Source organism: Vampirovibrionales bacterium, from assembly GCA_016712355.1.
Classification (GTDB): Bacteria; Cyanobacteriota; Vampirovibrionia; order Vampirovibrionales; family Vampirovibrionaceae; genus JADJRF01.
Map to the genome: position 1 here is coordinate 44,578 of JADJRF010000005.1, position 18,236 is coordinate 62,813.

17 protein-coding genes are annotated in these 18,236 nt (G+C 58.7%); 11 read left to right on the plus strand and 6 right to left on the minus strand.

Going from position 1 to position 18,236, the window contains the following annotated elements:
• Positions 1–11 precede the first annotated feature (11 nt).
• Both IPK79_01615 and IPK79_01620 read right to left on the minus strand, forming a co-directional pair.
• Positions 12–740 (minus strand): riboflavin synthase, encoded by a 729-nt coding sequence (locus tag IPK79_01615; GenBank protein ID MBK8189129.1) that lies wholly within the window; start codon positions 738–740, stop codon positions 12–14.
• A gap of 80 nt (positions 741–820) precedes the next feature.
• Entirely contained in the window at positions 821–1,117 is a 297-nt protein-coding gene (locus IPK79_01620) for a hypothetical protein (protein ID MBK8189130.1), read from the minus strand.
• Here IPK79_01620 and IPK79_01625 point away from each other — a divergent pair.
• Complete coding sequence (locus tag IPK79_01625) at positions 1,116–3,254, plus strand: sodium-translocating pyrophosphatase (protein ID MBK8189131.1); 2,139 nt, start codon at positions 1,116–1,118, stop codon at positions 3,252–3,254. The two genes, IPK79_01620 and IPK79_01625, sit on opposite strands and share 2 nt — an antisense overlap.
• 19 nt (positions 3,255–3,273) lie before the next feature.
• Here the strand turns inward: IPK79_01625 and IPK79_01630 are convergent, their stop codons facing one another.
• On the minus strand, positions 3,274–4,518 hold the full coding sequence (locus IPK79_01630; protein MBK8189132.1) for a glycosyltransferase: 1,245 nt from the start codon (positions 4,516–4,518) through the stop codon (positions 3,274–3,276).
• A gap of 83 nt (positions 4,519–4,601) precedes the next feature.
• Here IPK79_01630 and IPK79_01635 point away from each other — a divergent pair, with 83 nt between their 5' ends.
• Positions 4,602–5,057 (plus strand): EVE domain-containing protein, encoded by a 456-nt coding sequence (locus IPK79_01635; GenBank protein MBK8189133.1) that lies wholly within the window; start codon positions 4,602–4,604, stop codon positions 5,055–5,057.
• Here the strand turns inward: IPK79_01635 and IPK79_01640 are convergent.
• Positions 4,943–5,854 carry a hypothetical protein gene (locus IPK79_01640; protein ID MBK8189134.1) on the minus strand — a complete coding sequence of 304 codons (912 nt, stop codon included), beginning with the start codon at positions 5,852–5,854 and terminating at the stop codon, positions 4,943–4,945. The two genes, IPK79_01635 and IPK79_01640, sit on opposite strands and share 115 nt — an antisense overlap.
• A 203-nt stretch (positions 5,855–6,057) precedes the next feature.
• Positions 6,058–7,830 carry a DNA repair protein RecN gene (gene recN, locus IPK79_01645; protein ID MBK8189135.1) on the minus strand — a complete coding sequence of 591 codons (1,773 nt, stop codon included), beginning with the start codon at positions 7,828–7,830 and terminating at the stop codon, positions 6,058–6,060.
• Between the two features lie 98 nt (positions 7,831–7,928).
• Here recN and IPK79_01650 point away from each other — a divergent pair, with 98 nt between their 5' ends.
• The 3 genes from IPK79_01650 to IPK79_01660 all read left to right on the plus strand — a co-directional run bounded on the left by IPK79_01650 (position 7,929) and on the right by IPK79_01660 (position 12,563).
• Complete coding sequence (locus IPK79_01650) at positions 7,929–10,394, plus strand: phenylalanine--tRNA ligase subunit beta (GenBank protein MBK8189136.1); 2,466 nt, start codon at positions 7,929–7,931, stop codon at positions 10,392–10,394.
• Between the two features lie 8 nt (positions 10,395–10,402).
• Entirely contained in the window at positions 10,403–11,500 is a 1,098-nt protein-coding gene (locus IPK79_01655; protein MBK8189137.1) for a radical SAM protein, read from the plus strand.
• Between the two features lie 100 nt (positions 11,501–11,600).
• Positions 11,601–12,563, plus strand: a complete 963-nt coding sequence (locus IPK79_01660; GenBank protein ID MBK8189138.1) for a transketolase family protein — start codon at positions 11,601–11,603, stop codon at positions 12,561–12,563.
• A gap of 5 nt (positions 12,564–12,568) precedes the next feature.
• On the opposite strand, the gene IPK79_01665 is transcribed toward IPK79_01660, so the two are convergent.
• Complete coding sequence (locus tag IPK79_01665; GenBank protein MBK8189139.1) at positions 12,569–13,030, minus strand: peroxiredoxin; 462 nt, start codon at positions 13,028–13,030, stop codon at positions 12,569–12,571.
• A 339-nt stretch (positions 13,031–13,369) separates the two neighbouring features.
• Here IPK79_01665 and IPK79_01670 point away from each other — a divergent pair, with 339 nt between their 5' ends.
• The 6 genes from IPK79_01670 to fliF all read left to right on the plus strand — a co-directional run bounded on the left by IPK79_01670 (position 13,370) and on the right by fliF (position 18,198).
• Positions 13,370–13,882, plus strand: a complete 513-nt coding sequence (locus IPK79_01670) for a thioredoxin family protein (GenBank protein ID MBK8189140.1) — start codon at positions 13,370–13,372, stop codon at positions 13,880–13,882.
• Positions 13,851–14,612: a hypothetical protein gene (locus tag IPK79_01675; GenBank protein ID MBK8189141.1), complete on the plus strand. Its 762-nt coding sequence runs from the start codon at positions 13,851–13,853 to the stop codon at positions 14,610–14,612. The genes IPK79_01670 and IPK79_01675 overlap by 32 nt, the downstream gene beginning before the upstream one ends.
• 4 nt (positions 14,613–14,616) lie before the next feature.
• Positions 14,617–15,237, plus strand: coding sequence for a 16S rRNA (guanine(966)-N(2))-methyltransferase RsmD (rsmD, locus tag IPK79_01680; GenBank protein ID MBK8189142.1), 621 nt, complete (start codon positions 14,617–14,619; stop codon positions 15,235–15,237).
• Entirely contained in the window at positions 15,215–16,039 is an 825-nt protein-coding gene (locus IPK79_01685; protein ID MBK8189143.1) for a radical SAM protein, read from the plus strand. The genes rsmD and IPK79_01685 overlap by 23 nt, the downstream gene beginning before the upstream one ends.
• 242 nt (positions 16,040–16,281) lie before the next feature.
• On the plus strand, positions 16,282–16,611 hold the full coding sequence (fliE, locus tag IPK79_01690) for a flagellar hook-basal body complex protein FliE (protein ID MBK8189144.1): 330 nt from the start codon (positions 16,282–16,284) through the stop codon (positions 16,609–16,611).
• Positions 16,612–16,614: 3 nt separating this feature from the next.
• Positions 16,615–18,198: a flagellar M-ring protein FliF gene (fliF, locus tag IPK79_01695; protein MBK8189145.1), complete on the plus strand. Its 1,584-nt coding sequence runs from the start codon at positions 16,615–16,617 to the stop codon at positions 18,196–18,198.
• Positions 18,199–18,236: the final 38 nt, after the last annotated feature.

Genomic DNA, 18,236 nt, shown 5'->3' on the forward strand with positions numbered 1-18,236 from the left:
CATACCAGCGTTCAGTCTTGCGGCGGCTCCAGATTAAACCAGCCGCCAGCGTGCAAGGTGCTTTTTCCAATAGTTTGCGAAGGCCCCATAGGCGTCCCCCACAGAGGAGTCGAACTGGCTCCCACCGCCGAATTCAGCGCCCCCAGCGCCCCGGTTTCGACCAGACGCTTAATATATTTACCAATTAAATCGGTTTCGATATTGACCAGCGTATCCGGGGCGCGATCGCCCAGACTCGTATGGCTGAGCGTGTGGGGAATAATCGCAACCGAAAAGACGAGCCCTTCAATTGTGTTGACCGTGAGACTGATACCGTCAACGGCGACAGAGCCTTTCTCGATAAAATACGACGCCAGCGCCGGGTCCAGCAGCCGAAAATGATAGATAAAGCTGATGCCGTCTTCCTGAACAGAGACCACGCGCGCGCGGCCGTCGACATGGCCACTGACAAAATGGCCGCCAATGCGATCGGCTGGCCTGAGCGGACGCTCCAGATTCACGCGCACGCCGGAGCGGTAATCGCCAAAAGTTGTTTTGGAGAGCGTTTCGGGAGACGCTTCAATGGTGAATGCGCCAAGGGTTTTGGCAACAATCGTCGTGCAGACGCCATCGATGGCGATGCTGGCGCCAATGTCGGCGTCCTGCAGCACGTCGCGCGCGCTGACCGTGATGGTACTGCCAGCGGGCGAGGCATCTACCGCCTGAACGACGCCGACTTCCTCAATCAATCCAGTGAACATTCGCCCAATCCTTTCAAGTCCCCAAGGGAACGCCCGATGTAAACGTCTTAATGACGGCCGCGCCTCCAGATGCCTGCGGATCAGACCGCCTGTTGATTCGACGCGTTCTGCAGCAAAGCCCGTCTATCAGAAGCGCCCACGCAATGAACATCACAATAACCCAAATGACGGACGGCTTCCAGCCGCCGGCGCACGCGCTGAGAATGTCGCGCCGATCGCGTATTGACCCGACCTGTTGGCACGGTATACTGGTTCTTCGGGCCTTCCGCCAGCAGATTTCCGCGACCTTTCACGTGTAAACGGCGCTGGCGCAAGGATCGATCCGTCTTGAGCCGCGCGCCGGATTCGGCGTAATTCCCGGAGCTGTCTTTGTCCATGAACATCCCCACTCACGATACGACGACCGGTATTCTGGTTTTCGCCCTCCTCAGCAGCGTCGCCGCCATTTTATACGGCGCGATCGTCCGACGCTGGATTCTGGGGCTGAGCGCCGGTTCTGCGCGCATGCAGGAAATCGCCGCGGCCATTGAAGAAGGCGCCAAGGCCTATATGAGCCGGCAATACCGCACGATTACGCTTGCCGCTATTATTCTGGCCGCTTTGCTGTTCTGGGCGTTCTCGGTGGAAAAAAACAGCGTGGAATACGGCTTGTATATGGGCGGCGGCTTTGCGCTGGGCGCGTTTCTCAGCGGGCTTGCCGGGTTTATCGGAATGTTTGTTTCCGTGCGCGCCAATGTGCGGACCGCCGAAGCCGCGCGTCACGGGATGAAAGCGGCCCTCAACGTCGCATTCAAAGGCGGCGCCGTGACCGGCATTCTGGTTGTGGGGCTCGCCTTGTTGGGCGTGACGGGCTTCTATTGCATGATTCAAGCGTCGCCAACCCCGGCGCAGATGTTTCCCGCCATCGTGGGGCTGGCCTTTGGATCGAGCCTGATTAGCGTCTTCGCCCGCCTGGGCGGCGGCATCTTTACCAAGGCGGCCGATGTCGGCGCGGATCTCGTCGGCAAAGTCGAAGCGGGTATCCCGGAGGACGATCCCCGTAACCCGGCCGTGATTGCCGATAATGTGGGCGACAACGTGGGCGACTGCGCCGGAATGGCGGCTGATTTATTTGAAACCTACGCCGTGACCGCCGTTGCGGCAATGTTTCTGGGGCATTTGCTCTTTCCCCAGGATCCCCAGGCTATCGCCTATCCCCTGATGCTGGGCGGATTGTCTATTTTAGCGTCCATTGTCTCTACTTTCTTCGTTCAAGTGGGGCAAGACAATGATCCGATGAAAGCCCTTTATAAAGGCTTTTACGCCGTTGTTGGGATTTCTTCCGCGTTGATTGTCGGCGCGACATGGCTGTTTTTCTCGCACGGGTTTGGCGGATACGGCCCGTGGGCATTATCTGGCTCAGCTCTGGTGGGTATTTTCGTCACCATGGCGATGTTCTGGATCACCGATTACTACACTTCCACCCAGTATGAACCCGTTCATATCGTGGCGCGCGCGTCAGAAACCGGTCATGCAACCAATATCATCGCCGGACTGGCCATTGGTCTGAAATCGACCGCGGCGCCGTCGTTGGTCATCTGTCTGGGTATTCTGGCGTCATTTTTTATGGCTGGCCTGTACGGCATTGCGATTGCGGGCGTAGCGATGCTTTCTATTGCCGGCATCGTGATTGCGTTGGACGCCTATGGCCCGATTACCGACAATGCGGGCGGCATCGCCGAAATGTCGGACATGGGCGACGAAGTCCGCGCCGTAACCGACCCGCTGGACGCAATTGGCAACACGACAAAGGCCGTGACAAAAGGCTACGCCATCGGCTCGGCCGGACTGGCTTCTGTTGTGCTGTTTTCGTCGTATGTTCAGGATCTTAATGCGGCGGCAATTGTGAAAGCGCCGTTGTCACTGCTGGCGAATATGGCCTCGCTGAAAGCGTTGTTCTCGCTCAGTGATCCGTATGTGATTGTAGGCCTCTTTGTCGGCGGACTGATCCCGTTTATCTTCGGCGCGATGGCGATGGAAGCCGTCGGACGCGCCGGGGGCCGCGTGGTGGAAGAAGTCCGCGCCCAGTTTCGCGAGCGGCCGGGCATTATGGCAGGTACTGAAAAGCCCGATTACGCGCGCTGCGTGGATATCGTCACTCGTCATGCCCTGAAGCAGATGATGGTGCCGGCGTTGCTGCCGGTGGTGATTCCTGTGATCATCCTGTTACTCGGATCGTTTGCGCCAGAAGGCGATTACGCCGCGATCAAGACCATTGGCGGCGTGCTGGTCGGCAGTATTGTGACCGGTATCTTTGTCGCCATCTCGATGACCTCGGGCGGCGGCGCGTGGGACAATGCCAAAAAATACATCGAAGACGGGAATCTCGGCGGTAAGGGCTCTCCGGCGCATCAGGCGTCGGTCACGGGCGATACGGTGGGCGATCCCTATAAAGACACCGCAGGCCCCGCCATTAACCCGGTCATCAAGATTTTGAATATCGTCGCGCTTTTGCTGGTAGCGTTTCTCGTCTAATCTCTTCGCGAGAATCAGCTCAACACGCGCGAATCAGGGTTTTATACACGAGATCGTTAAACACCGAAGACAGTCTCAGCCCGCCCCCAGGCGTCGGCCCCGCGAGCGATTGATAGAGCGCCTCCATTTTGGCCATTTGCGTCTCGAAACATCCGGCGCTGGCGGCAATTTCGCGACCGCCGTCGATGAGACGCGCGTTCAGGGGCGCATCGCCATGCAGGCGAATCAACGCCTCGCAGAGCGCCTGCGGCGTGAGAGAAGAGAGCCGAAGGCCGCTGCGCTCATGAATCGCGATGTCATCGTAAGACGGTAAATCACCGGTGATGACCGGCGTTCCGCACGCCATGGCGTCAAACAGCGTTACAGGCAGACCGTCCGTACTGGGGATCGAGACTACCGCGTCCGCCAGATGATAATAATCGGGCAGCGACCCGTAGGGGACTTCGCCGATCCAGCGCGTGGCGTCAAGGAGGCCCAGCGATTGCGCGCGCGCTTTCAGCTCGCCGACATAATGCTGACGCGCCTCGCTATCCCCAAACGCGTCCTTCAGCAGCAGAACGGCATTAGGGATTTTAGCCAGAACACCGGGCATCGCATCCAGCAGGATCTCAATGTTATAGATCGGCGCGATTTGGCGCGGGCTCAGAATGATCCACGCAGTCGACGGCAGCGCAAGCGTCTCGCGCAGAGCCTGTTGCCGCACGGGATCCGCCTGGGGCTGGAAGACGCCGAGATCCGTGCCGATGGGAATCAGCGCCAGAGGCGTCGCTTCGCCCGCCAAACGCCGGGCTTCTGTGGCCAGCGCCGCATTGACGGCCGTGACAAGGTCCGCCTGACGCAAAGCGCCCTGATTCAGGGCCACGTCGCGCATCCAGTGCAGGCGGTTGCGGTATTGCCCCATCGGCAAAAAGATGTCGGAACCCAAGAGCGTAATCGCCAGCGGATGAACGTTGGCCAGCGCCGCCGACCAGCCGCGCATATACAGAAAAATCGCATGGACAACATCCGGGCGCCAGCGCTCGGCGACAGTTTGAATCACACGAGCGCGCGCCTTCACCACGTCGGTTTTGGCCGCTTTTCGCCCCGAGGCCAGCAGCGAATCGCGCGTGGGGGCCTCTATCATTTCTACCCCGTCGATCGTACCGGGTTTGTCAGAAATACACAGCGCCGTATGACCTTGCGCCACAAAATAGCCGAGCCAGCGCCGGACATGAATGTTAGAGGCGTCGGCGACAAAACAAAGGCGAAGCGATCGGGGCGTCATCCCGCCATTCTATCCGGCGCAACGTCCTGATAAAATAACCGCACGCATACAACGTCCCCCCTCTCAACAAAATGAGCGATTCGATGACCCATTACTGGCTGATGAAAACCGAACCCAACGAGTTTTCGTACGAAGATCTGGCGCGAGACGGGCGAGCGTGCTGGGACGGCGTGCGGAATCATCTGGCGCAACGCCACCTGAAGCAAATGGCGGTCGGCGATGAGGCGCTGATCTATCACAGCGTGGGGCCCAAAAGTATTGTGGGTATCGCTCGTATCACCAGAACCGCCTACCCGGATCCCACGGCGCAGGCGGGTTCTCCCTGGATGGCCGTTGATATTGAACCCCTGAAGCCCCTGCCGCACGCCGTGACGCTGGCGCAGATCAAACAAAGCCCGTCACTGGCGGAACTGCCGTTGATCCGTCAGTCGCGGCTATCTGTGATGCCCGTGTCAGACGAGGCTTTTAGAGAATTACTGATGATGGGCGGTCTGGAAGCAGTCGCAGCCCCACCCAGGCGAGAAGAAACCGTGACGTAATGCCGGTAATGCAGGCACAGGTTTGATAATAGACCAATCAGCGCCAGCAGGGCCGTGTCATTAAAACGCCGTGCATCAGCGGTCAGCGCGTGCGTCTGGCGACGTTTCATGACTTCTTGATGCAAATCCAGAATATCGTAAGCGTGCGCCGAGACGTAGATCAGCTTGTCAGCCAGCATCGCCAGAGGCTGGCTCACCATATCGGTCGGCGCCTGCGAACAGGGGTGCGAGCAGGCCAGCTCGATCAGAGATTCGTATTCGTCGACCAGATCCCGGAACTGTTGAGGGTAGAGCGTGGCGACTCGCGGGGGTTCTGCCAGCGCAGGCGGCAGCATGCCCAGCGTAAAAGAGGACAGGCAAGAGAGACGATTCAAAAAATTCTGGTGTCGATGGGCGCTTTGAGCACGATCACGACTGACGACAAATTGGAGAACCTTCTCAAGGCGTTCGGGCTCCAGCGACATGCCGACCAGACACTCGCTCACGCCCAGTTGCGCCAGTTCGGTTTGCAGGCGACCCAAATGATCCGGCGGGATGATGACGATTCGCGGAATGCCGCTGGCAAGGACTTGCAGATCGTTGAGGAAGGTTTCTCCGCAAAATCGTTCGGCACGGTAGGGCAATAGGCACGCATCCCATTCGCACGCGGTAAAACGCGTCAACGACTCGCCTATGTCGGCGCTAAAGGTCCAGGAATATTCATGTGGGCGCGTTTCCAGCAGTATTTTGCATGCAGCCGGCGCCTCTTGAGAAGCGTATCCCGCCGCCAGGATTTTAAGGGGAGGTGACGAACCCATTGAATGAAAGAATCCATACCCAGCTTGAAAAATGCCCGGTCACTCAGGCCGCCCATTCTAAGGCAAAGAGCCTGTAAGACGCAGAGCCCCGATGTAGAGCCGATGAGGGGAAAATCCGTAACCGGCAGGGATTCCGAAGCCGTATTGCCAAACGAGATCAAAGTGTATAGAGCATAAGTAGTTTACACACGATGGGAGCGCGTTCACACCGCCAAATCTTCGGTTTTCGCGAAATCAGGAGGCGACGCAGTTCCCATCAGGCGATCGATATAGCGTCGAACCACCTCATCGTCGTCGTCCGAATCCAGGCCGCTGGCCAGTTGCGCCAGCGCCGCGCGTCGTCGTGACGGATCATGGCTGACGTCGTCAATTCGGACGTCGGCGCGCAGGCCGCCTTGCGAGGGGTCTTCTATCCAGGTTTTTTCGACATGCAGGTGGCGCTCGCCCAATGCGGCGACAACCGGCTGATGCGTAATCGCAATCACCTGCATGCGCCGGGCCAAGGCCTGAAGTCGTTCAGCAACAGCGCGCGCCGTGCGTCCGCTCACGCCTGCATCGATTTCATCGAACACCAACGCGCACACGCCGCGAGAGGTGGCGGTAATCGCCTTGAGCGCCAGCAGAAAACGCGATAATTCTCCCCCGCTGGCGACCTTGGCCAGGGGCCGAAGCGGCTCTCCCGGATTGGCTGAAAACAGGAATGTGATGACGTCTGATCCGTTCGTACCAAGCGCCGTTTCAGCGAAATCCACTTCAAAGCGCGCGCCGCGCAAGGCCAGCGCCTCCATCTCGCATTGCAGAGCCTCCTGTAATTGCGTCGCCAGACCGCGCCGCTGAGCAGACAAGGCTTCTGACAAGACTAGCGCATGATCATGAGCCGTCTGCGCTTGGCGCGCGAGCGTTTCGAGGCCGTTTTCCACGTCTTGGAGGGCAAACAGCATCTCGGATAGACGCTCGCGCGTGGCAATGGCCTCGTCGAGCGTCGGGCCAAAGCGGCGCTTGATTTTCTCCAGCGCATCGAGCCGTTCAACCTGCGTTTGAAGCGCTTCAGGCGAAAGCTCCAGCGTTTCAAAATACTGCGATAACTCTGCGCTAACGTCTTTTAGGGTTTCCAACGCGCTGACGGCCGTCTCGTAGGCGGTCTGAAGCGCTGGATCCAACGCAGAGGCAGCCGCCAGATGACGCGCAGCATCCGCCAGTCGCGACAGCGCATCGGGCTGACGTTCGTCTTCGCCGCTTAAGGCGGCGAGCGCGCGGGCGCACAGTTGCATGAGTTTTTCTCCCTGCCCCAGCCGCTGAACGCTTTGCCGTAGACGCGCATCTTCGTCAGGAGCCTCAAGCTGCGCCGAAACGAGCAGCGCCAAATCGTCCTGAGCCGCCTCTCGACGCGATTGCGCATCGACTTGCCGAGCGAGCGCCTGATCCAAAGCGGCTTGTCGCTCGCGCCAATCTGCGACAGCCTGAGCCGTCTGGCGTTTAAGCGCCTGAAATGTCGGATCGCCCAAGGCGTCCAGCGACTGGCGTTGCGAGTCAGGATCGAACAGCGTCGTCAAGTCGTGCTGACCGTGCAAATCCAGTAAAGAGGGGCGCAGCGCAAGTGCCGCTTCACGCGTGACAGGCGCGCCATTCAGCCGGATACGGCTGGCGGCGGCGCTGAATTCGCGCGTAATCGTAATTTCACGCTCTTCTTCAAACAGCTCAACCCCGGCCTGAGACAGGCGCTGGCGCACGGAGGACTGGCGATCTGGAGCGTCTTCGGCAAAAGAGAACGTGAGGCTGACGCGTCCTCGCGTCTGGCCATGGCGCAGGATATCGGCAGGGGAAACCCGCTCGCCAAAGGCCAGACTCATCGCATCGCCGAGCAAGCTCTTACCCGCGCCGGTTTCGCCGGTGACTACCGTAAAGCCCGCCTCAAACCCGACGCTGAGCGACGCCGCGATAGCGATATTTTCCAGTTCAACGCGAATCAGACGCATGGCTCTATTCTAGCGTGAAACCGCTTCGCGCGACGCGGCGATTGCGGTACCATACAGGCGCATTCAGATGTAGCGCGGGCAAAAAGGACTTTCCTCCCATGAGAATCTCGATGGAATGGCTGAGCGAATCGTTGGACCTGAGCGGCGTTTCGCCCGAGGACCTGGCGGAATCCCTTACGAGCGCAGGGCTGGAAGTCGAAGCCATCGAACGCCGGGAACCCGTCTTTCAGGGCGTACGGCTGGGCCGCATTCTAGCAGTGCATCCCCATCCTAACGCCGATCGCCTGCGCCTGGTGGACGTGGACTTAGGCGACAGCCAACCCCAAGTAGTGTGTGGCGCGCCCAATGTCCGGCCAGGCCTGTGGATCGCATTCGCTCCGCAAGACGCTTGCGTGCTGGGACGCGACGGCCAACCGTTTACCCTCGGCAAAGCAGTCATTCGCGGCGTTGAATCGCGAGGCATGATTTGCTCGCTCCCTGAACTCGGACTGGAACAACAGTACGAACAGGAAGAAGACGGGATTTGGGTTCTGGATGCGCTGGCGATCGGCCGCACGCTGGGCGAACCGCTCCAGACAACGTTGGGCTTGTGCGCCGATGTTATTCTGGAAACCGCCCCAACCGCCAATCGCGGCGATTTAATGTCGATGCGTGGCGTGAGCCGCGAGGTGGCCGCGCTCATTGATCGCCCCACGCATCGCAGCGAGCCTCCTGCGCTGGAACCAACCCCGGGGTATGGTGGTTTTCGGATTGAATTACAGGATCCCGCCGTGTGCGCCTATTATGGGGGCGTTCTGATGCGCGGCCTCACGCTCGGGCCTTCCCCGACGTGGCTAACGCGGCGATTGGAAGCCGCTGGCGTACGCCCCATCAACAATGTGGTAGATATCACCAACTACGTGATGCTGGAATGGGGACAGCCGCTGCATGCGTTCGACGCCGACAAGCTGGGCTCAGGCGTCATCGGCGTTCGGCGCGCGACGCCCGGCGAAACACTCACCACCTTGGATGGCGTGTCGCGCGCGCTCAGCGGCGAATCGGTCGTGATCACCGCCAATAACGCCCCGGTTGCGCTGGCGGGGCTGATGGGCGGCGAATCAACGGAAATTGACGAGGGCTCGACGCGGCTGTTCTTGGAAGGGGCATTTTTTCCGCCCGCAAGCAATCGGCGCAGCGCGAAAAGCGTTGGCCTGCGCACCGAGGCCTCGGCTCGTTTCGAGCGCGGCGTGGATTTAGCGGCCTGTCGGTCGGCTTTATTCCGTGCGGTTGCGCTGTATCAGGAATTGGCAGGCGCCACGCTCGAAGGGTTTATTGAATCGCCGCCGCCCGCGCCGTCTTCGACGACGATTGCCTTACGCATAGCTCGCATTGACGCTGTTTTGGGCGCTCGCGTAACGCTCGAAACCGTCACCAGCATCCTCGAAAAACTAGGATTCGCCGTCACGCATGGCGAATCGCCAGAGACGCTCGTCGTACGGGTCCCCTCGTATCGTCAACAGGACGTTTCGCGCGAAATCGATTTAATTGAAGAAGTCGTTCGCATCGTCGGCTACGGCCAAACGCCAGACGCGCTCCCTCAGACAGTTCGAGCCGCCGCCAAAACGCCGCGCCAAAGAGCAGTCGACGCCATGCGCAGGGCGCTGGAAGCCAACGGCCTGCAAGAAGTGGTTTCCAACTCGCTTATCGGAGAAACATTACTTGAAAAAACCGGCGTTCCGACCGATCGAGCCCGTCTGGTCAGCGTCACCAATTCTCAGTCGCGTGATCACACGCTGCTACGACAGAGCCTGACCCCTACCCTGCTGGAAATCGCGCGGCATAACCAGGCGCAAGGCGCGGAAACGGTCTGGATTTATGAGATAGGGCGCTCGTATTTTCGCGACCATGAGCCGACGCGAAAAGACGCCGGGGTCCGCGAACCCATGACCGTGGGCGCGCTCATTACCGGCACGCGGCGAGAAGGCGCGTGGCAGGGGGTGGCGACAACGTCCATGCCGGATTTCTACGCCATTAAAGGCGTGGTGGAATCGCTACTGCTGGCTCTCAGAATCGAGGATGCGCAATTCGAAGCGCTCACGGACTCGCCGTTGCTGCATCCGGGTAAGGCGGCGCGCGTGCAGGATGGGAGCGGGCGGACGCTGGGGGTACTGGGCGAGCTGCATCCGCAATTGGCCCAGCGCTTGAAGTTCCGACAAACAGCGTACACTTTTGAATTGGATGGCGACGCTTTACTCGCCGCCTGCGGGGCCGTCTCGCAAACGCCGCAAGCGCCCAGGCTTTCAAGTTATCCAGCCGTGACGCGCGACATGGCGTTTTCTGCGCCGGATACGCTGACCCACCGATGCATCGTCCAAAGCATTTACGGGCTCGGCGATCCCTTGCTTCGCGACGTGGCGCTGTTTGACGAATATCGCGGTGAGCAGGCCGGCGCCGGACGGCGTAGTCTGGCCTATCGCCTGACGCTGCAATCCTCGGAAGAAACCCTCTGCGAAGAGCGCATCGATCAAAGCGTGTCGCGTATCCGGGATTATCTGCGCGACGCGCTGGCCGTGACATTTCGGTAGCAACTTCAATGAAGAGCGCTGCAACCCCGGTTCTCACAGGCGCTTGCGGATCGTTTAGTCTGCTGGCCCTGCCTCAGGAATCGCCGTTTGTTGCCATCGGCAAATCTCAAGACGATATTGCCGCGCTTGGGATGGGCTTCGGGCTTTCTGCGCAAAAAGCAGCCCGATTCGCTCAGGCTCTTTACGCAGAAGGGCCCGAAATCGCCGCGCGACAGCTCTCGCCAGAGGAGTACGCGAGCTGGATTCAGGCGGGTTATCATTTTTCGCCATTGACGGCCGTAGAAGAGTCGAGAGGAAGCGACGGGTCGCTCAGGTTACGCTGCCGACTCCTGGACGGCCGCACCAGCGAAGCCGTCTTGATTCCAGACGCCGACGGCCTGGGGCCAGCCGCCTGTCTGAGCGCCCTGGCTGGATGCGCGCTGGGATGCGTCTTTTGCGGCACAGGACGTTTGGGTTTTGAACACCAGCTAAAGCCCTCAGACATGCTCGCCATGTTTGCCGCCTTACGCGCGCGCAGCCCGCGCCCCGTGATGCGAGCTGCGTTCATGGGGCAAGGCGAGCCGTTAATGAATCTGGCGCACGTCATCAGCGCAATCGCCGTTCTCACGCGTGAATGGTCGCTGTCGCCCGCTGCGATTACCGTCTCGACCGCCGGCCTCCCGCCGCAGATGGCGCGCCTGGCGCAATCCCCCTTACCGCCGACGCTGGTTGTTTCGTTGCACGCCAGCGACGATACGCTGCGTCAGCGCCTCATTCCAGTCGCCCGCAAATGGCCGCTGTCGGCATTAATGCCGGCCGTGCGCGAATATGCCCGCGTGACGCGCCGCCCCGTCACGATTCAGTACATGTTGCTCGCAGACGTCAACGATGCGCCAGAGCAGGCGCACGCGTTGGGAACGCTTCTGCGCGATCTGCCTTGTGAGGTCGCGCTGTCGCGCTATAATCCCGTCAATGTGGCAAGCGACGGGCCTGTCTTTACCCGTCCAAGCGTGGTACGCGCGCAGGAATTTCTGGAGATTTTGCGCAAGGACGGACTGAATGCAAGTCTTCGGGCCGACTGGGGCGCTGAAATTGATGCGGGATGCGGGCAATTAGTGAATCGCTGAGACGCATCAGGCATCGATAGCCGATGGCGGATCGCTTACTTCAGGCGATAGGTTTGGCGTACACTGGCGGCATGAATTCCACGGACAGGAGCCGTTCACAATGGATCTTCAGACTCTTGAGAAAGCCGCGCCTCGCGTCGCGTTTGGCCAAACGCTGGCGGCGCTGGGCGCAGAGAATCCGAATCTGGTGGTGCTGGACGCCGACTTGTCCTGCTCCACGCAAACCAAGCTGTTCGCCGATCGGTTCCCCGAGCGATTTTTTAATCAAGGCATCGCGGAAATGGATCTGGTCAATACCGCCGCAGGACTAGCGACCACCGGAAAAATCCCGGTCATCAGCACGTTCGCGCTTTTTGCCAGCGGCAAGGCATGGGAAGCGATTCGCAATACTGTCGCTTACTCAGGCCTGAACGTTAAAATCATGCCGACGCACAGCGGGCTGAGCCTTGGCGAGGACGGCGCCAGTCACCAGTCCATTGAGGATATCGCCTTGATGCGGGTGATTCCCGATATGACCGTCATCGTTCCGTCTGACGCCCTCGAAACCGCACAGATCGTTCGCTGGGCGGTACAAGAACAAACGGGCCCATGTTACGTGCGCTTGGTGCGCCCCGTCTGCCCTATCATTCACGATGCGTCTTTCCGCTGGAATCCGCTCAAAATGGAAGTAATGCGCGAAGGCGGGGACATCACGCTGGTTGCGACCGGGGAAATGACGTATCACGCCCTGCTGGCTGCCGAAACGCTGGCCACAGAACACGGCGTGAAAGCCGACGTGCTGAATTGCTCGGTCATTAAACCGCTTGACGCGCAAACCCTCATCGCGAGCGTTCGCAAAACCGGGCGCGCCGTAACGATTGAGAGTCATCAAGTGATGGGTGGACTGGGGGGCGCCGTTTGCGAAGCCCTCTGCGAGAGCTTTCCCGTCCCCGTTAAGCGCCTCGGGGTGCAGGATCGCTTTGGCCAAAGCGGGACGGCTGAAGCGTTATTTGAAGCCTACGGCCTCGACGCCCCGGCCATCGTCCGCGCGGCATTGGAAATGACCCAACGCGTTCTCAAGTAAAGGTCTTACAAAACGCGCAGCGCGTCCGACAACTCCTCAATGCTGGGCGAGCCCTGTTTGCCGTAGCGAATAACGCCGTCTTTGTCGATAAGATACACCGTGCGTTGAATGCCACCTTCTTCTTTAAGGGCATGATATGCCCGCGCCATCGACTTATCGGCGTCGCACAGAATCGGGAAGGCGTAGCCGTATTTGTCCGCAAAGCGCTGGTGACTCTCCACGCTGCCAGGATTAGAGGCCAGCACTGCCGCACCTAACGAAGACAGCGTGTCAAAGGATTCTTGCAGCGCGCACAGCTGGCGCGTACAACCAGGGGTTTGATCTTTAGGATAAAATACCAGAATCAGGTTTTTTCCCTGATACTGGCTCAGGCTTACAGCGTCACTCTCGTTGCATGCGCTCAGGCTAAAGGGCGGCGCGGGGGTTCCGGGCGCGAGAGGTTGGTCAATAGCGGCGGCGGGAAGCATTCGGGTTGTCTCCTCTTGTCGATGGGTCTTATGAACGCCGTGGCAGAGGCGCCGGATCTTCAAAGCCGAACACGCTGCCGAAAGAAGCCTTTACACGCATTTTAAAAGCGCCTGTCCCTATTTGAATTTGAAACGCAACGCGTCGTTGATATCCGCTCCCTGAAAGGGATTATGTATTGTATCATAACGACAGAGCCGGAGAGAAGACGAAAACTGCCTGAAATCGTCTTTGTTGCGAACTTTTTTCATTAACGCGCCAACGAGCGCCTTGTCTTGTCGCAACAGCATCGGGTACACTGCAGAGCATCGAAACGCCAATAAAAGGAGGGTTTCTCGCCAATGAAGACCCGCGCTAAATCGCAAATTTTAATCTTGCTGGGGCTGATTGTTCTGGCGATGGGCTTGTTTTTGGGGTATCTGCACTGGTCTCCCTTCTTGCCGAAGGGCCAGGACGCGTCTCAAGCCGAGGCCGCCACCCAGAATAAAACGTTTGAGGGTATTCGCCCAGTTGCGTCCACTGAGACGCTGGCCTTGTTCCCGGAAGCCAAGGGTCGGCCCATTCTCCTGGCTTTCGGTTCGGAATACTGCATTGACTGCCAGCGGCTGAAGCCCATTCTGGAGGAGGCCCTGAGCCCCCACAAGAAGATTTATGCCATTCATCTGGATATTCGCGGCGATCAACAACAATATCCACAAGTATTTGAAGCCTTTAAACCCAGCGTCGTGCCGCTGATGGTTTTTATCGCCCCAGACGGAACGGTTCGCAACGTGATAACAGGCGTTCCAGCGGCGCGAAAACTGGAAAGCGAATTGCAGGCCCTTGAACAACATCCGGGCAAGGGCCGTGCTTGAAGCGCTCTTTCATGACGCCCTGCAAGCGCCCTCGCTCACCGTTGTTGCGCTGTCGTATCTGGGCGGGGTAGCCAGTACGCTTTTGCCTTGCTGCATTGGCATGATTCCGATTATGGTCGGCTATATGGGCGGCTATGCTGATACGTCCACGCGGGCGGATGTGTTCATTCAGGTGATGCTGTACATCGTGGGCCTGGCCATTGTGATGACCGCGCTGGGGGTTATAAGCAGTCTCGCGGGCATTACCTTCGGCAGTTGGATTGGCGGCGGCTGGTACCTGTTTGCGGGATCCATCGCCATTGTAATGGGGCTCAAGCTGCTGGACGTTATCCGGCTGCCGATGCCCTCGTTTGTACGTAAACTGCCACAAGCCGGGCATGATAAATCCGGCTGGATGCGTTATGCCGCGCCCGTAGGGCTGGGCGTGGCATTCGGGCTGGCCTCGTCTCCCTGCGGCACGCCCTTTCTGGCAGGGGTGTTGAGCCTGATCAGCAATTCCAAAAGCATCGTCGTCGGCGCGTTGAGCCTGTTCGCTTATGCCGTCGGGCAAGGCACCCTCTTGCTAATTGTCGGGATGTTTACCGGATTAATCAAGCATAAAGCCGTTTTAGGTCGCGTGGGGCCCATAATGAGCGCAGTCAGCGGGGTTGTATTTTTGGTAGCGGGGCTTTTCCTCGCGCTTGAAGGTTTGGGATTCCCCTTTGCCAAGCTGATGCCGGGATTGTTTTAAGGCGATGATTCGTCTGACCGGCGGCGAATGGAATCGTCGCCAGCTGACAGCGCCGCCGGGGCGAAAAACCCGCCCCACCACGGCGCGCGTGCGCCAGAGCGTGATGGCGAAGCTGACATCGCATCTGCCCGGCGCGCGCATTCTGGACGTCTTTGCCGGTTCCGGCGCGATGAGTTTTGAGGCGCTAAGCCGCGGGGCGACGTATGCGCTGTTATTTGAACGAGACCGCCACGCAAGCCGCCTGATTGAGGAAAACGCGCGGCGACTGGCCCTTGACGCCAATCGCCTGAAAGTGAGAACCGGCGACGCGTTGCGCCTATTACGCGAATCAGCGGCAGCGCCTTTCGATATCCTCTATCTGGATCCGCCGTATGGGTACGAACACTGGCAAGAAACGCTGGGACTGCTGGTAGAATACGCCTGGCTGGTCCCCGGCGGCCTCACGCTGGCGGAACGTCGCCGACGCGATCCCGCCCCGACAGCCGAAGGCTGGCAAGAGTCGCAGGCATGGATCTACGGCGATACAGTCGTCAGCGTGTTGGAATGCGCTGCGACTTCGCCGATAATGGCCATGCCATTCCTACTCGGAGAAGCGGATTCTGATGAGCACAATTCCCCCTGCTGACGCCTGCTCGCCTGAGCCTTCTCAGATCGCAGCGTCCAGCGTTTACGGCCCCGTCGTGTCGTGGCGCGCGGGACGCTCGCTGGGCGTTGATCTGTTGCTGCAAACATCGATTTGCTCGTTTAATTGCATCTATTGCCAACTCGGGGAGATTCAGCAGAAAACGCGCGAGCGGGCAATTTATGTCGAAACCGCACGGGTTGAGCGCGATTTTCGGCACAGCGACTGGCGAGAGGCGGACATTGTGACGTTCAGCGGCAGCGGCGAGCCAACACTGGCCCTGAATCTGGCCGAAGTGATTCGTTTTGTGAAAGAGTACAGCCAGAAACCGGTGATGGTCCTGACCAACGGCACCATGCTACACGACCCCGCCGTTTGCGCAGACCTGAAAGAAGCTGATATTGTGTCCGTCAAGCTTGATGCGGCAAGCGAAGCGGTTTTTCAGCGCATGAATCGTCCTGTTGCAGGCGTTTCGCTGGCAGGCGTTGTTGAGGGCGCGATCGCCCTTCGGCAGTCGTATACGGGCAAGCTCTGCCTGCAATGCATGCTGATGCCCGGGAATTTATCGGAAGCCGAAGCCATGGCAGACATAGCCGCACGGATTCAGCCCGACGAGATCCAACTAAACACGCCCAAGCGTCCGTACCCGCTCTCATGGACGCTGGAATCGCGCGGCAATCATGGCGAGTCGTCGGTGGCGAGTCGCGCGCTGCGCACGCTGACGCCTCAAGAAGCCGCCGATGTCGCGCAGATGTTCCGCACACGCACCCGCTTGCCTGTTTCGTCAGTGTATCGCGAGGAGTAGTGTAAGAAATTTTCTCGACTCTTGTGGCCTCTACTGTGGGCAGACGGGCTTTCAATTTGATCCCCCCTTTAATTTCAGGCCCTTTCTCTAAAAATCTAAACGTTTGAGGCAAAATCGATCGCTTCCCGCGCTCATGTGGGAGGGGAATCTCCCCCGCCTGAACGAGGAAAAACCTGCCCGCCGTCGTTACACTGAACTTAGAGAGACGCGGCGTTTTAACGAGAGTTCAGGAGTGTGGACACGTGGATGCATTGAGCGGCGGAACCGATCTGCAGCTGACGATTCAACAGCTCAACCCCCTTAAAATCGCGCGCCCGGGCGTGGGGGACGATGCCCAAACCGAGTCGGCGCTAAATAGCTTTGGCGATTTGCTCAAATCTGAGCTGAATAAAATCTCCCAGACCCAGGAGATGGCCGGCGAGGCTGTTCAAACCTACGCCGCAGGCGGGGATATTGAACTCCACCAAGTCATTACCTCCGTGGAAAAAGCGGATCTCTCGCTGCAACTGGCAACGCAGATTCGCAATAAGCTGGTGGGCGCGTATCAGGAACTGAGCCGGATGCAGGTGTAAGCCATGGTCGCTAAGCGGGTCAAGGGCTTCGCCAGCGCATTCACGGACCGTTGGAACGCGCTCAGCCTGACGCAAAAAATCCTTGCGGGCACGATGATTCTGGCCCTGATGTTGTCGAGCTTTTTTCTGTTTCAGACCGCGCAAGACGACTACGAGGTGCTGTACTCGAACCTGAGTCTGGAAGACGCCGCCGCCATCGCCGCCAAGCTCAAAGAACAGAAAAAGCCTTTTAAAGTCGCCGCCGACGGTACGACGATTCTGGCGCCTCGCGGCGAGAAAAACGCCCTGATTCTGGAAACCGCCGGTGAGCTGACCAGCGAGAAAACCGTCAATTTGACGCAGATCCCTCCGGTCGTATCGGGCGAAGTACAAAAAGAATGGATTAAAAAGCTCAACGCCAATACGATCATTGCGGTATTGAAATCGATTAGCGGCATTAAAAACGCTCAAGTCATCATCTCGCAACCCGATCACGCGCTGTTTGCCGATGACGAAGAACCGCCCACAGCCTCGGTCATGCTCATGGTGGAACCCGGATTTCGTCTGCGCGAAGAACAGGTCAAAACCATTAAAAATCTGGTATCGCACGCCGTGCCCGGCCTCAAGCCAGAAAACGTCGCCATCGCCGACAACGCGGGCAACACGTTGGAAGGCGCCAACAGCCCCAGCGGGATTATCTCCACCGGCGAAACCCGACGCAAGCAATACGAAGACGAAACGGCCAAAAAAGTCTTAAAAATGCTCGCGCCTGTAGTCGGCAAAGATAACGTCGTCGTCGCCGTCAGCGCGATTTTGAATTTCGATCAGGCGCAAACCAATATTCACCGGATTATTCCCGCAGGGGGCGATAGCGAGACCCCTACGGGGGTAGCCATTAGCACCCAAAAACAAACTGAAGAGTATGCCAACGGCAAGAAGAAAGCCGCCGGCGGCGAACCGGGCGTCGAATCCAACGCAGCGCCCAGCTATCCATCGCAAGAGGACGAACAGAAGGAAAACAAAGACAATCTGTACAAATTCAACAAATCAACGACCAATTACGAAATCTCCAAGGAAGATAAGACCGTCGTCTACGCTCCCGGGGCCATTGATCGGCTCACAGTAGCCGTTGTCCTGAACAAAGTGCTGACCGCACAAGAAACCGAAGAAATCCGAGATCTGGTCGCCAACGCCGCCGGTGTGGACCTGGCTCGGGGCGATTCCATTGACATTAAGGGATTCCAGTTCTCCCAACCGCTGACGGATAAAGAAAAAGACCTTAACGACACCATCAAACAGGATCAGGAAAAAGCCTTCTGGCTGCATCTGGCGACTATTATCGTGATTGGCCTGATGGTCGTCGTCGCGCTGGTCGTCTTCTACCTGCTGATTAAACAGCCCGCCGAAGGAGAACTCGTCGAGCAGGAGGAAGAACCCTACCCCTTCTTCGAGCCGCAAGAGGCCATGATTGAAAGCACGCCGGTTCCCATTCTGGAAGCCAAGCTCGACCCGGAAATGGAATTGATGCGCGAATCGATTAACGGCGCCGTTGAGAAAGATCCGGTCGAAGCCGCGCGCCTGCTGGTCACGTATATGAAAGACATGTAGACGCCCGCTGATTTTCCCTCGTCATATTTCCCTTTTCA

Bases quoted from the DNA above. Each gene is read 5' to 3' on its own strand.
- IPK79_01625 (MBK8189131.1), top strand. From the start codon at position 1,116: ATGAACATCCCCACTCACGATACGACGACCGGTATTCTGGTTTTCGCC.
- recN (MBK8189135.1), bottom strand. From the start codon at position 7,830: ATGCGTCTGATTCGCGTTGAACTGGAAAATATCGCTATCGCGGCGTCG.
- IPK79_01635 (MBK8189133.1), top strand. From the start codon at position 4,602: ATGACCCATTACTGGCTGATGAAAACCGAACCCAACGAGTTTTCGTAC.
- IPK79_01650 (MBK8189136.1), top strand. From the start codon at position 7,929: ATGAGAATCTCGATGGAATGGCTGAGCGAATCGTTGGACCTGAGCGGC.
- IPK79_01630 (MBK8189132.1), bottom strand. From the start codon at position 4,518: ATGACGCCCCGATCGCTTCGCCTTTGTTTTGTCGCCGACGCCTCTAAC.
- IPK79_01670 (MBK8189140.1), top strand. From the start codon at position 13,370: ATGAAGACCCGCGCTAAATCGCAAATTTTAATCTTGCTGGGGCTGATT.
- IPK79_01620 (MBK8189130.1), bottom strand. From the start codon at position 1,117: ATGGACAAAGACAGCTCCGGGAATTACGCCGAATCCGGCGCGCGGCTC.
- IPK79_01660 (MBK8189138.1), top strand. From the start codon at position 11,601: ATGGATCTTCAGACTCTTGAGAAAGCCGCGCCTCGCGTCGCGTTTGGC.
- IPK79_01685 (MBK8189143.1), top strand. From the start codon at position 15,215: ATGAGCACAATTCCCCCTGCTGACGCCTGCTCGCCTGAGCCTTCTCAG.
- IPK79_01615 (MBK8189129.1), bottom strand. From the start codon at position 740: ATGTTCACTGGATTGATTGAGGAAGTCGGCGTCGTTCAGGCGGTAGAT.
- fliF (MBK8189145.1), top strand. From the start codon at position 16,615: ATGGTCGCTAAGCGGGTCAAGGGCTTCGCCAGCGCATTCACGGACCGT.
- rsmD (MBK8189142.1), top strand. From the start codon at position 14,617: ATGATTCGTCTGACCGGCGGCGAATGGAATCGTCGCCAGCTGACAGCG.
- IPK79_01640 (MBK8189134.1), bottom strand. From the start codon at position 5,854: ATGGGTTCGTCACCTCCCCTTAAAATCCTGGCGGCGGGATACGCTTCT.
- IPK79_01655 (MBK8189137.1), top strand. From the start codon at position 10,403: ATGAAGAGCGCTGCAACCCCGGTTCTCACAGGCGCTTGCGGATCGTTT.
- IPK79_01665 (MBK8189139.1), bottom strand. From the start codon at position 13,030: ATGCTTCCCGCCGCCGCTATTGACCAACCTCTCGCGCCCGGAACCCCC.